The organism is Niallia alba, assembly GCF_012933555.1.
Lineage (GTDB): Bacteria > Bacillota > Bacilli > Bacillales > Cytobacillaceae > Niallia > Niallia alba.
Genome location: NZ_JABBPK010000001.1, coordinates 94317 through 108255, shown reverse-complemented (window position 1 = coordinate 108255; position 13939 = coordinate 94317). Strand labels below are relative to the sequence as shown.

Sequence of the window (13939 nt, the reverse complement as noted above, 5' to 3'; positions counted from 1 at the left end):
TAATCTAGTTTTCAAGGAACAATTTCGGCTAAAGATAAACTTCGCATCTCTTCGTCAGCTTCTTCGTTCTGCTCCTCACGTACTGTTGTACGCTCCGGTGCTCACTCAGGCGCTTCCTTGATCTACTCGTTTCTCTTTACCCTCAAACTTCTTACTGTTTTGAGGAATTAATTGCTCCCTCAAAACTGAACAACAAATCGTCAACAATCTATGATGGAATGTAAATTCCATTTTCCTTAGAAAGGAGGTGATCCAGCCGCACCTTCCGATACGGCTACCTTGTTACGACTTCACCCCAATCATCTATCCCACCTTAGGCGGCTGGCTCCAAAAAGGTTACCCCACCGACTTCGGGTGTTACAAACTCTCGTGGTGTGACGGGCGGTGTGTACAAGGCCCGGGAACGTATTCACCGCGGCATGCTGATCCGCGATTACTAGCGATTCCAGCTTCATGTAGGCGAGTTGCAGCCTACAATCCGAACTGAGAATGGTTTTATGGGATTTGCTCGACCTCGCGGTTTTGCTGCCCTTTGTACCATCCATTGTAGCACGTGTGTAGCCCAGGTCATAAGGGGCATGATGATTTGACGTCATCCCCACCTTCCTCCGGTTTGTCACCGGCAGTCACCTTAGAGTGCCCAACTTAATGCTGGCAACTAAGATCAAGGGTTGCGCTCGTTGCGGGACTTAACCCAACATCTCACGACACGAGCTGACGACAACCATGCACCACCTGTCACTCTGTCCCCCGAAGGGGAACGTCCTATCTCTAGGAGTGTCAGAGGATGTCAAGACCTGGTAAGGTTCTTCGCGTTGCTTCGAATTAAACCACATGCTCCACCGCTTGTGCGGGCCCCCGTCAATTCCTTTGAGTTTCAGCCTTGCGGCCGTACTCCCCAGGCGGAGTGCTTAATGCGTTTGCTGCAGCACTAAAGGGCGGAAACCCTCTAACACTTAGCACTCATCGTTTACGGCGTGGACTACCAGGGTATCTAATCCTGTTTGCTCCCCACGCTTTCGCGCCTCAGCGTCAGTTACAGACCAAAGAGTCGCCTTCGCCACTGGTGTTCCTCCACATCTCTACGCATTTCACCGCTACACGTGGAATTCCACTCTTCTCTTCTGCACTCAAGTCCCCCAGTTTCCAATGACCCTCCACGGTTGAGCCGTGGGCTTTCACATCAGACTTAAAGGACCGCCTGCGCGCGCTTTACGCCCAATAATTCCGGACAACGCTTGCCACCTACGTATTACCGCGGCTGCTGGCACGTAGTTAGCCGTGGCTTTCTGGTTAGGTACCGTCAAGGTACAAGCAGTTACTCTTGTACTTGTTCTTCCCTAACAACAGAGCTTTACGATCCGAAAACCTTCATCACTCACGCGGCGTTGCTCCGTCAGACTTTCGTCCATTGCGGAAGATTCCCTACTGCTGCCTCCCGTAGGAGTCTGGGCCGTGTCTCAGTCCCAGTGTGGCCGATCACCCTCTCAGGTCGGCTACGCATCGTTGCCTTGGTGAGCCGTTACCTCACCAACTAGCTAATGCGCCGCGGGCCCATCTGTAAGTGACAGCGAGATGCCGTCTTTCAGCTTTTCCTCATGAGAGGAAAAGGATTATCCGGTATTAGCTCCGGTTTCCCGAAGTTATCCCAGTCTTACAGGCAGGTTGCCCACGTGTTACTCACCCGTCCGCCGCTAACTTTAAAAGCAAGCTTTTAAAGTCCGCTCGACTTGCATGTATTAGGCACGCCGCCAGCGTTCGTCCTGAGCCAGGATCAAACTCTCCAATAAAGAGTTGATTAGCTCATTGCTAAACTCTAGCTTTTGTATTACTTGTTTTCACTCTATAACATTCGTTATAAAACGATTATTGTTGACGTTTGTTTGTTCAGTTTTCAAAGAGCAATTTGTTTGTTGCTATTAGAAGCAACCTTTATATAATAACAGTTATTAAACATACTGTCAATATATTTTTTGGTGGAGCCTAGCGGGATCGAACCGCTGACCTCCTGCGTGCAAGGCAGGCGCTCTCCCAGCTGAGCTAAGGCCCCGTATAATTGATAATGGTCGGGAAGACAGGATTCGAACCTGCGACCCCTTGGTCCCAAACCAAGTGCTCTACCAAGCTGAGCTACTTCCCGAAATATAATGGCGCGCCCGAAAGGAGTCGAACCCATAACCTTCTGATCCGTAGTCAGACGCTCTATCCAATTGAGCTACGGGCGCTTTATATTTAAAAACAATGGTGCCGAGGACCGGAATCGAACCGGTACGGTAGTCACCTACCGCAGGATTTTAAGTCCTGTGCGTCTGCCAGTTCCGCCACCCCGGCATTGTTTTTCATGGAGCGGAAGACGGGATTCGAACCCGCGACCCCCACCTTGGCAAGGTGGTGTTCTACCACTGAACTACTTCCGCATATATTTAATTATAATTGGTGCGGGTGAAGGGAGTCGAACCCCCACGCCTTGCGGCGCTAGATCCTAAGTCTAGTGCGTCTGCCAATTCCGCCACACCCGCAGACAAAAATAAGATGAGCCATGGAGGATTCGAACCTCCGACCCTCTGATTAAAAGTCAGATGCTCTACCGACTGAGCTAATGGCTCACAAATGGTGCCGGCTAGAGGACTTGAACCCCCAACCTACTGATTACAAGTCAGTTGCTCTACCAATTGAGCTAAACCGGCATATAAAAGTTTGTCCAATAAAAATGGTGGAGGATGACGGGATCGAACCGCCGACCCTCTGCTTGTAAGGCAGATGCTCTCCCAGCTGAGCTAATCCTCCATTATAATATAATCGCCTGGCGACGTCCTACTCTCACAGGGGGAGAACCCCCAACTACCATCGGCGCTGAGAAGCTTAACTTCCGTGTTCGGTATGGGAACGGGTGTGACCTTCTCGCTATCGCCACCAGACTATTTTATTTTGAGGTTATTCCCTCAAAACTAGATTATGAAGTAAAAAGAAAGAAATGAGTAATCATTTTGTCCAGCTCCAACGCCTATCGCCTATCAAACTTCCGATCATCTCCCTACGATAAGTCAACATCGATTCACTTACGTTCATCGTGTTTCCTTTATCTCAGTCGATGCTCCTCTAGTTTCTACGTCGATAAACAGGCGTTTCCGCTTTTCATTTTAGTTAAGTCCTCGATCTATTAGTATCAGTCAACTCCACATGTCGCCACGCTTCCATCTCTGACCTATCAACCTGATCATCTTTCAGGGATCTTACTAGCTTACGCTATGGGAAATCTCATCTTGAGGGGGGCTTCATGCTTAGATGCTTTCAGCACTTATCCCTTCCGCACATAGCTACCCAGCGATGCCTTTGGCAAGACAACTGGTACACCAGCGGTGCGTCCATCCCGGTCCTCTCGTACTAAGGACAGCTCCTCTCAAATTTCCTACGCCCACGACGGATAGGGACCGAACTGTCTCACGACGTTCTGAACCCAGCTCGCGTACCGCTTTAATGGGCGAACAGCCCAACCCTTGGGACCGACTACAGCCCCAGGATGCGATGAGCCGACATCGAGGTGCCAAACCTCCCCGTCGATGTGGACTCTTGGGGGAGATAAGCCTGTTATCCCCGGGGTAGCTTTTATCCGTTGAGCGATGGCCCTTCCATGCGGAACCACCGGATCACTAAGCCCGACTTTCGTCCCTGCTCGACTTGTAGGTCTCGCAGTCAAGCTCCCTTGTGCCTTTACACTCTACGAATGATTTCCAACCATTCTGAGGGAACCTTTGGGCGCCTCCGTTACTTTTTAGGAGGCGACCGCCCCAGTCAAACTGCCCACCTGACACTGTCTCCCACCCCGATCAGGGGTGCGGGTTAGAATGTCAATACAGCCAGGGTAGTATCCCACCAATGCCTCCACCGAAGCTGGCGCTCCGGCTTCCAAGGCTCCTACCTATCCTGTACAAGCTGTACCAAAATTCAATATCAGGCTGCAGTAAAGCTCCACGGGGTCTTTCCGTCCTGTCGCGGGTAACCTGCATCTTCACAGGTACTATAATTTCACCGAGTCTCTCGTTGAGACAGTGCCCAGATCGTTACACCTTTCGTGCGGGTCGGAACTTACCCGACAAGGAATTTCGCTACCTTAGGACCGTTATAGTTACGGCCGCCGTTTACTGGGGCTTCAATTCAGAGCTTCGCACTACACGTGCTAACCCCTCCTCTTAACCTTCCAGCACCGGGCAGGTGTCAGCCCCTATACTTCGCCTTGCGGCTTCGCAGAGACCTGTGTTTTTGCTAAACAGTCGCCTGGGCCTATTCACTGCGGCTCTCTCGGGCTTTAACACCCAAAAGAGCACCCCTTCTCCCGAAGTTACGGGGTCATTTTGCCGAGTTCCTTAACGAGAGTTCTCTCGCTCACCTTAGGATTCTCTCCTCGCCTACCTGTGTCGGTTTGCGGTACGGGCACCATAAATCTCGCTAGAGGCTTTTCTTGGCAGTGTGGAATCAGGAACTTCGGTACTATATTTCCCTCGCCGTCACAGCTCCGCCATATGGTAATGGGATTTGCCTCATTACCGGCCTAACTGCTTGGACGTGCTAATCCAACAGCACGCTTACCCTATCCTCCTGCGTCCCCCCATTGCTCAAATGATTTAAAGGTGGTACAGGAATATCAACCTGTTGTCCATCGCCTACGCTTTTCAGCCTCGGCTTAGGTCCCGACTAACCCTGAGCGGACGAGCCTTCCTCAGGAAACCTTAGGCATTCGGTGGATGAGATTCTCACTCATCTTTCGCTACTCATACCGGCATTCTCACTTCTAAGCGCTCCACCAGTCCTTACGGTCTAGCTTCAACGCCCTTAGAACGCTCTCCTACCACTGACATCATAGATGTCAATCCACAGCTTCGGTGATACGTTTAGCCCCGGTACATTTTCGGCGCAGAGTCACTCGACCAGTGAGCTATTACGCACTCTTTAAATGGTGGCTGCTTCTAAGCCAACATCCTGGTTGTCTAAGCAACTCCACATCCTTTTCCACTTAACGTATACTTTGGGACCTTAGCTGGTGGTCTGGGCTGTTTCCCTCTTGACCACGGATCTTATCACTCGTAGTCTGACTCCCAAGAATAAGTATTTGGCATTCGGAGTTTGTCTGAATTCGGTAACCCGATGGGGGCCCCTAGTCCAAACAGTGCTCTACCTCCAATACTCTCAATCTTGAGGCTAGCCCTAAAGCTATTTCGGAGAGAACCAGCTATCTCCAAGTTCGATTGGAATTTCTCCGCTACCCACACCTCATCCCCGCACTTTTCAACGTGCGTGGGTTCGGGCCTCCATCCAGTGTTACCTGGACTTCACCCTGGACATGGGTAGATCACCTGGTTTCGGGTCTACAACCACATACTATTTCGCCCTATTCAGACTCGCTTTCGCTGCGGCTCCGTCTCTTCAACTTAACCTCGCATGTAATCGTAACTCGCCGGTTCATTCTACAAAAGGCACGCTATCACCCATAAAAGGGCTCTAACTACTTGTAGGCACACGGTTTCAGGATCTATTTCACTCCCCTTCCGGGGTGCTTTTCACCTTTCCCTCACGGTACTGGTTCACTATCGGTCACTAGGGAGTATTTAGCCTTGGGAGATGGTCCTCCCTGCTTCCGACGGGATTTCTCGTGTCCCGCCGTACTCAGGATACACTCAAGAGGGAACGAAGTTTCGACTACAGGGTTTTTACCTTCTACGACTGACCTTTCCAGATCGATTCGTCTACCCCGTTCCTTTGTAACTCCATATAGAGTGTCCTACAACCCCAAGAGGCAAGCCTCTTGGTTTGGGCTAATCCCGTTTCGCTCGCCGCTACTCAGGGAATCGCGTTTGCTTTCTCTTCCTCCGGGTACTTAGATGTTTCAGTTCCCCGGGTCTGCCTTCAGTACCCTATGTATTCAGGTAAAGATTCTATCCCATTACGGATAGAGGGTTCCCCCATTCGGAAATCTCTGGATCAAAGCTTACTTACAGCTCCCCAAAGCATATCGGTGTTAATCCCGTCCTTCATCGGCTCCTAGTGCCAAGGCATCCACCGTGCGCCCTTTCTAACTTAACTAATTGGCTTAAAAGCCTTAGTTTTTAATTCTTCTATTTACATAGAGAATCTAAGATGGCGATTACTCGGTTTCTTTCTTGTTTTTACTATTCATAATCTAGTTTTCAAGGAACAATTTCGGCTAAAGATAAACTTCGCATCTCTTCGTCAGCTTCTTCGTTCTGCTCCTCACGTACTGTTGTACGCTCCGGTGCTCACTCAGGCGCTTCCTTGATCTACTCGTTTCTCTTTACCCTCAAACTTCTTACTGTTTTGAGGAATTAATTGCTCCCTCAAAACTGAACAACAAATCGTCAACAATCTATGATGGAATGTAAATTCCATTTTCCTTAGAAAGGAGGTGATCCAGCCGCACCTTCCGATACGGCTACCTTGTTACGACTTCACCCCAATCATCTATCCCACCTTAGGCGGCTGGCTCCAAAAAGGTTACCCCACCGACTTCGGGTGTTACAAACTCTCGTGGTGTGACGGGCGGTGTGTACAAGGCCCGGGAACGTATTCACCGCGGCATGCTGATCCGCGATTACTAGCGATTCCAGCTTCATGTAGGCGAGTTGCAGCCTACAATCCGAACTGAGAATGGTTTTATGGGATTTGCTCGACCTCGCGGTTTTGCTGCCCTTTGTACCATCCATTGTAGCACGTGTGTAGCCCAGGTCATAAGGGGCATGATGATTTGACGTCATCCCCACCTTCCTCCGGTTTGTCACCGGCAGTCACCTTAGAGTGCCCAACTTAATGCTGGCAACTAAGATCAAGGGTTGCGCTCGTTGCGGGACTTAACCCAACATCTCACGACACGAGCTGACGACAACCATGCACCACCTGTCACTCTGTCCCCCGAAGGGGAACGTCCTATCTCTAGGAGTGTCAGAGGATGTCAAGACCTGGTAAGGTTCTTCGCGTTGCTTCGAATTAAACCACATGCTCCACCGCTTGTGCGGGCCCCCGTCAATTCCTTTGAGTTTCAGCCTTGCGGCCGTACTCCCCAGGCGGAGTGCTTAATGCGTTTGCTGCAGCACTAAAGGGCGGAAACCCTCTAACACTTAGCACTCATCGTTTACGGCGTGGACTACCAGGGTATCTAATCCTGTTTGCTCCCCACGCTTTCGCGCCTCAGCGTCAGTTACAGACCAAAGAGTCGCCTTCGCCACTGGTGTTCCTCCACATCTCTACGCATTTCACCGCTACACGTGGAATTCCACTCTTCTCTTCTGCACTCAAGTCCCCCAGTTTCCAATGACCCTCCACGGTTGAGCCGTGGGCTTTCACATCAGACTTAAAGGACCGCCTGCGCGCGCTTTACGCCCAATAATTCCGGACAACGCTTGCCACCTACGTATTACCGCGGCTGCTGGCACGTAGTTAGCCGTGGCTTTCTGGTTAGGTACCGTCAAGGTACAAGCAGTTACTCTTGTACTTGTTCTTCCCTAACAACAGAGCTTTACGATCCGAAAACCTTCATCACTCACGCGGCGTTGCTCCGTCAGACTTTCGTCCATTGCGGAAGATTCCCTACTGCTGCCTCCCGTAGGAGTCTGGGCCGTGTCTCAGTCCCAGTGTGGCCGATCACCCTCTCAGGTCGGCTACGCATCGTTGCCTTGGTGAGCCGTTACCTCACCAACTAGCTAATGCGCCGCGGGCCCATCTGTAAGTGACAGCGAGATGCCGTCTTTCAGCTTTCCACCATGTGGTGGAAAGAATTATCCGGTATTAGCTCCGGTTTCCCGAAGTTATCCCAGTCTTACAGGCAGGTTGCCCACGTGTTACTCACCCGTCCGCCGCTAACTTTAAAAGCAAGCTTTTAAAGTCCGCTCGACTTGCATGTATTAGGCACGCCGCCAGCGTTCGTCCTGAGCCAGGATCAAACTCTCCAATAAAGAGTTGATTAGCTCATTGCTAAACTCTAGCTTTTGTATTACTTGTTTTCACTCTATAACATTCGTTATAAAACGATTATTGTTGACGTTTGTTTGTTCAGTTTTCAAAGAGCAATTTCAGTGTCGTCATCGGGCGACTTTTTAATATTACCAGAAGTCATCGTTCGAGTCAACACTTTTTTAAAATTCTTTTTTGTTTCATCATTGCTTGTTTCAGCAACGAATATTAATATACCACCGTTTCATTCTCTGTGCAACTACTTTTTAAAAGAAAAAATATTCTTATTATTCGATCCTTCTTTTCCTATGATCCATTTAAGTATTCTTGAATTTTCTTATCTTATTATATACTTCCCCAATGCTTCTATTTAATTAGTTCGTAACTATTCTCTTTAAAGATATCAGATAGCATATAAATAATTATCCAGCTATAAACCTCTTATTCAAAATCAACAGCTAGTCAATACAATATTTATAAAATAAGACAGGATACTTTTAAAGGTATCCTGTCTTATTTTTAGCGATGTCTCATCAACGGGAATAATAATACATCTCTAATAGAAGGAGAGTTTGTTAACAGCATAACTAGGCGATCAATACCAATACCTAATCCACCTGTTGGAGGCATTCCATATTCCAACGCCTCTACAAAATCTTCATCCATTAAGTGCGCTTCATCATTTCCTTGTTCACGCTCTTTTAATTGTGCTTCAAATCTTTCACGTTGATCAATTGGATCATTTAATTCAGTAAAGGCATTCGCGTGCTCTCTACCTACGATAAATAATTCAAATCGATCTGTAAAACGAGGATCCTCCTCATTTTTCTTTGCTAATGGTGAAATTTCTAATGGGTGACCATAGATAAATGTAGGCTGAATTAATTTTTCCTCAACTCTTTGCTCAAAGAACTCATTAACTATATGACCATATGTCATATTATCATTAATTTCTATATTATTTTCTTTTGCTAATTTTCTTGCCTCTTCTACGCTCATCTCTGGCCAGAAATCTACTCCTGTATATTGCTTAATAGCATCTACCATATGAAGTCTTGTCCATTCTGGTTTTAAATCAACTTGGTAGTCTCCATAAGTTACAGTAGTGGAACCGTGAATTTCTTGTGCAATATGTGCAACTAAATTTTCTGTAAGGCTCATAATATCACGGTAATCCGCATAAGCCTCATAAAGCTCAATCATCGTAAATTCTGGATTATGTCTTGTTGATACGCCTTCATTACGGAATACACGACCGATTTCATATACTTTCTCTAATCCACCAACAATCAATCTTTTTAAGTGAAGCTCAATAGCAATACGCATATATAAAGGCATATCTAATGCATTATGATGTGTAATAAATGGACGTGCCGAAGCTCCTCCTGCGATAGAGTGCATCATCGGTGTTTCTACTTCTAAATAGCCGTGGTTATCTAAATAACGGCGCATAGATTGAATAATTTTACTGCGAAGAATAAAAGTGTTCTTGCTTTCTTCACTTGAAATTAAATCTAAGTAACGTTGGCGATAACGTTGCTCAATATCTTTCAAACCATGGAATTTATCCGGTAATGGACGAAGAGCTTTTGTCAGTAAAGTAAAATCTTTTACTTTAACAGAAAGTTCTCCTACATTCGTTTTAAATAAAACACCCTCAACTCCGACAATATCTCCTAAATCTACAGAGTTGAAAATAGCATACTGCTCTTCCCCTACATTATCTTTACGAACATACAATTGGATCTGTCCTTCAAGATCTTGGATATGAGCAAATCCAGCTTTCCCTTTCCCTCTTTTCGTCATTACTCTACCAGCAATTGTAACAGCAATATTTTTTTCCTCTAGCTCTTCTTTCTCTAGAGATTCATATTGTTTTTTTAGAGCTTCTGATAAATGAGTTCTATCAAAACGTTTACCAAACGGATCTATTCCTTGTTCACGTAACTCATTCATTTTGTTACGTCTAACTAGTAATTGGTCATTTAAGTTTAATTCTTCATGACTCATGCTTAATCATCTCCACCATCTTTTTATGTATGATCACCTAAAAAAGGAATCGTTCAATTTTATACATACTTTATTATTCTACACAATGTCACGATTACAGACACTAAAAAAGAAAAAAAACTGTCAGATTTTTTGTCCAACAGCTTTATTTTTACACATATTACAGGAAAATTAAACAGATACGTTCAAAATTAGCCTACTTCCATTTCAAATCGTTCTCTTTCCTCTACCTCTAAGACTAAAGCGTTCAAGAGTGTCACTAGCTGCTCTCTAGTCTCACATTCATTAACTGCATTTCTTGTTTTTGCATTCCCTTTAATGCCTTTCAAATACCAAGCAGCATGTTTTCGCATTTCTCTAACTGCTACATACTCGCCTTTTAAGCTAATTAATCGATCTAGATGAAGAATACATACATCCATCTTTTCACGTATTGACGGATCACTTACTAATTCTCCTGTTTCTAAATACTTAACCGTACTATAAATCATCCACGGATTACCTAGAGCGGCTCTCCCAATCATTACACCATCACAGCCAGTTTCATCTAACATTCTTTTTGCATCTTGTGGTGTATTTACATCTCCATTACCCATTAAGGGAATATTGATCGATTGTTTTACTTCACGGATAATATCCCAATTTGCTTTTCCTTCATACAGTTGCACACGTGTCCGGCCGTGTAATGCAACCGCTGCTCCGCCTGCACGTTCAACCGCTTGTGCATTTCTTACTGCATATATATGGTCTTCATCCCATCCCATACGCATTTTAACCGTTACTGGTTTATCAACATTTTCAACCACAGCAGAAACCATATCATAAATTTTATCTGGATCTAACAACCATTTAGCACCTGCATCACATTTTGTAATCTTTGGCACAGGACACCCCATGTTAATATCAATAATATCTGCATTAGTATTCTTATCAACAAATTGCGCCGCTTCCACTAATGTTTCTTTTTCGCCGCCAAAAATCTGTAAACTCATTGGATTTTCGCGCTCATCTATATAAAGCATGTTCATTGTTTTCTTGTTTTTTAAAACAATGCCTTTATCACTAATCATTTCCGCACAAACAAGACCCGCTCCAAATTCCTTAACCGTTAGACGAAAAGCAGAATTTGAAATACCAGCCATTGGCGCAAGCACAACACGGTTACTGATTTCAACATTTCCTATTTTAAACAACCTTTTACCCCCTGATGAACCGCGCTTATTTATTTTGATGTGGATCTAACTCTTCTCTTGTTATCTTTAGTACCCCTACAATAGAATCAATCATTTCTTCTGAAGGCATACGATTCCCCCGCTCAATCTCTCCTAATATAGAAACAGAAACAAGTAACTCTTTTGCTAAACTTTCCTGTGTATATCCTTTTAGCTTTCGAAAAGCTCGAATACGTCTTCCCCATTTTTCTGTCGTTTCCATACCTTTACTCCTTCTCTATCTCGCAAAAGCTTCAAACTTTCTTTTAAAAGTATTGATTTATTTGGTAACTTTATATCTGGAGCAATTTCTATTAACGGAACTAAAACAAATGCTCGCTCTTCTATTCTTGGATGTGGAATAATTAGCTTCTCTGATACTATATTTTCATGATTATACAATAAAATGTCAAGGTCTATTGTTCTTGGGCCCCACTTAATTATCCTTTTTCTTCCAAGTTCACTTTCTATCCTCTGGCATTGTTCTAATAAAGATAAAGGGTTTAATGAAGTTTCAATCTGGACGACAATATTCAAAAATAGTGCTTGTTCCTCATATCCAACTGGATCTGTTTCATAAATGGATGAAATATTTACCACTTTTATTTCTTCTTGACTTTGCAACATTTGCACAGCTTCATATATGTATTCAAACCGATTTCCAATATTCGATCCTAACGATAAATAAACTTCATTCATCCTTTTCTCTTCCTCGTAATTTCCACAGCAACCGATTTATAGTGACCTGGAATAGGTGGGTCTGGTTTAATGATACAAACGGTTATACTTTCAATGGGGGAATAAGATGATAAAAGTTTCCGTGTGATATTCTCAGCTACCGCCTCAATCAATTTATACGGTTTTCCTTCCACTATCTCCTTGACATCTAAAAAAAGCTGTCCATAATTCACCGAATATTGTAAGTCATCTGTTTCTCCAGCCTTTGCTAAATCCACTTCTGCCTGTAAATCCACAATAAAGCGTTGACCCAATTTATTTTCTTCTTTAAAAACACCATGATAACCATAGAATTCCATTTGATTTAATATGATCTTATCCACTGTATTCTCCCTTTCCCATCAGTGCATCCATCATGCGTGCCATCCGCGTCATTTCTTTTACATCATGAACACGGATTAGCTGACATCCTTTTTGAATACCATAGCAAATAGTTGCACCTGTTCCTTCTATTCGTTCTTCTACAGGTAAATTCAAAACATTTCCAATCAATGATTTTCTAGAGGTAGCAAGCAACACTGGATATCCCATAGCTACAAGTCTATCTAAGCCCCTCATCATTTCCAAGTTTCCGTTTAAATCTTTCGCAAAGCCAATACCAGGATCAAGGATGATTTTCTCGTTAGAGACTCCTGCTCCTATAGCAATATCGATACTTTCCTGCAAATCAGAGACTACATCTTCTAAAAAGGACGTATAGTTAAGATTATCTCTATTATGCATTAAGATAAGTGGAGCTTGATATTCAGCTGCAATAGCTGCCATGTTAGAGTCTCTTTTCGCTCCCCATATATCATTAATAACATGAGCACCTGCTCGTAAAGATTGTCTTGCTACTTCACCTTTATATGTATCAATCGATAAGGGAACTTCTACCTCCATCTTTAATCGTTCAATAATCGGGATAACTCGTTCCAATTCTTCTTCGACCGAAATTTCTGTATATCCAGGTCTGGTAGACTCCCCACCTATATCAATAATATCTGCTCCGTCCTCTACCATCTGGATCGCACGCTCTACCGCTTTGTCTACTTCGTTATATTTACCGCCATCGGAAAAGGAATCCGGATTTACATTTAAAATTCCCATTACAATTGTTTTTTGTTCATAATCCAATGTATATGGGCCACACTCTATTTTATTTACCATTCCTTTATTCCTCCTAACTCTTTTACCGACCATAATTGATTAGTATGTTTTCTATACTTTTTATGCAGCATTGTAACAATAGGACCTTCCATTCCCTTATATACATTAGTTTCTATTCTTTTAATCGGTATTATCTCCTGGATAGAATTTGTTGCAAATACCTCCTGGGCATGCTCAAGGATATCAAGCGAAAACATACCTTCTTTAATAACTATCCCTTTATCCTGTGCAAGTTTTAAAATAAACTGCCTCGTAATCCCATTCAAGATGCCCGTTTGCAAGCTAGGGGTATAGAGCTCACCGTCAATAATCCAGAAAAGATTAGATGTAATCCCCTCTGCTATATATCCTTCCTTTGTTAAGAAGATTCCTTCCATGGTCATCTCCGGTCCAATCTCACGCTTAGCAAGGATATTATTAAAAAAATGATGGGATTTTAAGCGAAAGGCTCCTTCTGGCGTATTCCTTGAAATTGCAACTATTTTCCCCGTTTTTTCAACCATACCAGCTGCCTTTGGAAGAGGCTTTATATACACAATGGTATTTGGTTGTTTATATGGCTCTGTTTGGAGTCCGATCATTCCACTTCCTGCTGAAATATTCCAGCGAATATAAGCATTTTCAATCTTATTTTTACTCAGTAGAGCTTTAATAATAGATACTGCCTCTTCTCGTCCAAAAGACTTCTCTATATTCATCTCTTTTAATCCTTCATTTAATCGTTCAAGATGATCTTCTAATAAAAAGGGATGACCTTCATATACACGCAACGTTTCAAATAAGCCTACTCCATACATAAAGCCGTGGTCAAAAACCGATACAACAGCTTCTTCCTGGGGAATAATCTTTCCATTTAAGTATATATACATCTT

Annotated in this window: 7 protein-coding genes, 9 tRNA genes and 4 rRNA genes; all 20 read right to left on the bottom strand. The window is 44.2% G+C overall.

Annotated elements, in window-relative coordinates:
• Window positions 1-240 precede the first annotated feature (240 nt).
• Window positions 241-1790: ribosomal RNA gene (locus HHU08_RS00570) — 16S ribosomal RNA — on the bottom strand.
• A gap of 184 nt (window positions 1791-1974) precedes the next feature.
• Window positions 1975-2050, bottom strand: a tRNA-Ala gene (locus HHU08_RS00565).
• A 13-nt stretch (window positions 2051-2063) separates the two neighbouring features.
• A tRNA-Pro gene (locus tag HHU08_RS00560) sits at window positions 2064-2140 on the bottom strand.
• A gap of 8 nt (window positions 2141-2148) precedes the next feature.
• Window positions 2149-2225 (bottom strand) — tRNA-Arg (locus HHU08_RS00555).
• 17 nt (window positions 2226-2242) lie between these two features.
• Window positions 2243-2331 (bottom strand) — tRNA-Leu (locus HHU08_RS00550).
• Window positions 2332-2342: 11 nt separating this feature from the next.
• A tRNA-Gly gene (locus tag HHU08_RS00545) sits at window positions 2343-2417 on the bottom strand.
• Window positions 2418-2434: 17 nt separating this feature from the next.
• Window positions 2435-2519, bottom strand: a tRNA-Leu gene (locus HHU08_RS00540).
• 14 nt (window positions 2520-2533) lie between these two features.
• Window positions 2534-2606 (bottom strand) — tRNA-Lys (locus HHU08_RS00535).
• 5 nt (window positions 2607-2611) lie between these two features.
• A tRNA-Thr gene (locus HHU08_RS00530) sits at window positions 2612-2687 on the bottom strand.
• 24 nt (window positions 2688-2711) lie between these two features.
• A tRNA-Val gene (locus tag HHU08_RS00525) sits at window positions 2712-2787 on the bottom strand.
• Between the two features lie 14 nt (window positions 2788-2801).
• Window positions 2802-2918, bottom strand: a 5S ribosomal RNA gene (gene rrf, locus HHU08_RS00520).
• Between the two features lie 222 nt (window positions 2919-3140).
• Window positions 3141-6078: ribosomal RNA gene (locus HHU08_RS00515) — 23S ribosomal RNA — on the bottom strand.
• Window positions 6079-6411: 333 nt separating this feature from the next.
• A 16S ribosomal RNA gene (locus HHU08_RS00510) occupies window positions 6412-7961 on the bottom strand.
• Together the 16S, 23S and 5S rRNA genes with 9 tRNA genes alongside form the textbook arrangement of a ribosomal RNA operon.
• 517 nt (window positions 7962-8478) lie before the next feature.
• Window positions 8479-9969 (bottom strand): lysine--tRNA ligase, encoded by a 1491-nt coding sequence (gene lysS / locus HHU08_RS00505; protein WP_169187592.1) that lies wholly within the window; start codon window positions 9967-9969, stop codon window positions 8479-8481.
• A 191-nt stretch (window positions 9970-10160) separates the two neighbouring features.
• Entirely contained in the window at window positions 10161-11162 is a 1002-nt protein-coding gene (gene dusB, locus HHU08_RS00500) for a tRNA dihydrouridine synthase DusB (RefSeq protein WP_016204769.1), read from the bottom strand.
• A 25-nt stretch (window positions 11163-11187) separates the two neighbouring features.
• Window positions 11188-11403, bottom strand: a complete 216-nt coding sequence (locus HHU08_RS00495; RefSeq protein ID WP_016204768.1) for a helix-turn-helix domain-containing protein — start codon at window positions 11401-11403, stop codon at window positions 11188-11190.
• Window positions 11352-11879 (bottom strand): 2-amino-4-hydroxy-6-hydroxymethyldihydropteridine diphosphokinase, encoded by a 528-nt coding sequence (gene folK / locus HHU08_RS00490; RefSeq protein ID WP_016204767.1) that lies wholly within the window; start codon window positions 11877-11879, stop codon window positions 11352-11354. The genes HHU08_RS00495 and folK overlap by 52 nt, the downstream gene beginning before the upstream one ends.
• Window positions 11876-12241, bottom strand: coding sequence for a dihydroneopterin aldolase (gene folB, locus HHU08_RS00485; RefSeq protein ID WP_169187591.1), 366 nt, complete (start codon window positions 12239-12241; stop codon window positions 11876-11878). Before folB ends, folK begins: the two co-directional genes overlap by 4 nt.
• Window positions 12234-13067: a dihydropteroate synthase gene (gene folP, locus HHU08_RS00480; RefSeq protein ID WP_016204765.1), complete on the bottom strand. Its 834-nt coding sequence runs from the start codon at window positions 13065-13067 to the stop codon at window positions 12234-12236. The genes folB and folP overlap by 8 nt, the downstream gene beginning before the upstream one ends.
• On the bottom strand, window positions 13061-13936 hold the full coding sequence (gene pabC / locus HHU08_RS00475; RefSeq protein WP_101728765.1) for an aminodeoxychorismate lyase: 876 nt from the start codon (window positions 13934-13936) through the stop codon (window positions 13061-13063). The genes folP and pabC overlap by 7 nt, the downstream gene beginning before the upstream one ends.
• Window positions 13937-13939: the final 3 nt, after the last annotated feature.

Excerpts from the sequence above, each read along its gene's own strand:
- lysS (WP_169187592.1), bottom strand. The coding sequence starts at position 9,969 with ATGAGTCATGAAGAATTAAACTTAAATGACCAATTACTAGTTAGACGT.
- HHU08_RS00495 (WP_016204768.1), bottom strand. The coding sequence starts at position 11,403 with ATGGAAACGACAGAAAAATGGGGAAGACGTATTCGAGCTTTTCGAAAG.
- folK (WP_016204767.1), bottom strand. The coding sequence starts at position 11,879 with ATGAATGAAGTTTATTTATCGTTAGGATCGAATATTGGAAATCGGTTT.
- folP (WP_016204765.1), bottom strand. The coding sequence starts at position 13,067 with ATGGTAAATAAAATAGAGTGTGGCCCATATACATTGGATTATGAACAA.
- pabC (WP_101728765.1), bottom strand. The coding sequence starts at position 13,936 with ATGTATATATACTTAAATGGAAAGATTATTCCCCAGGAAGAAGCTGTT.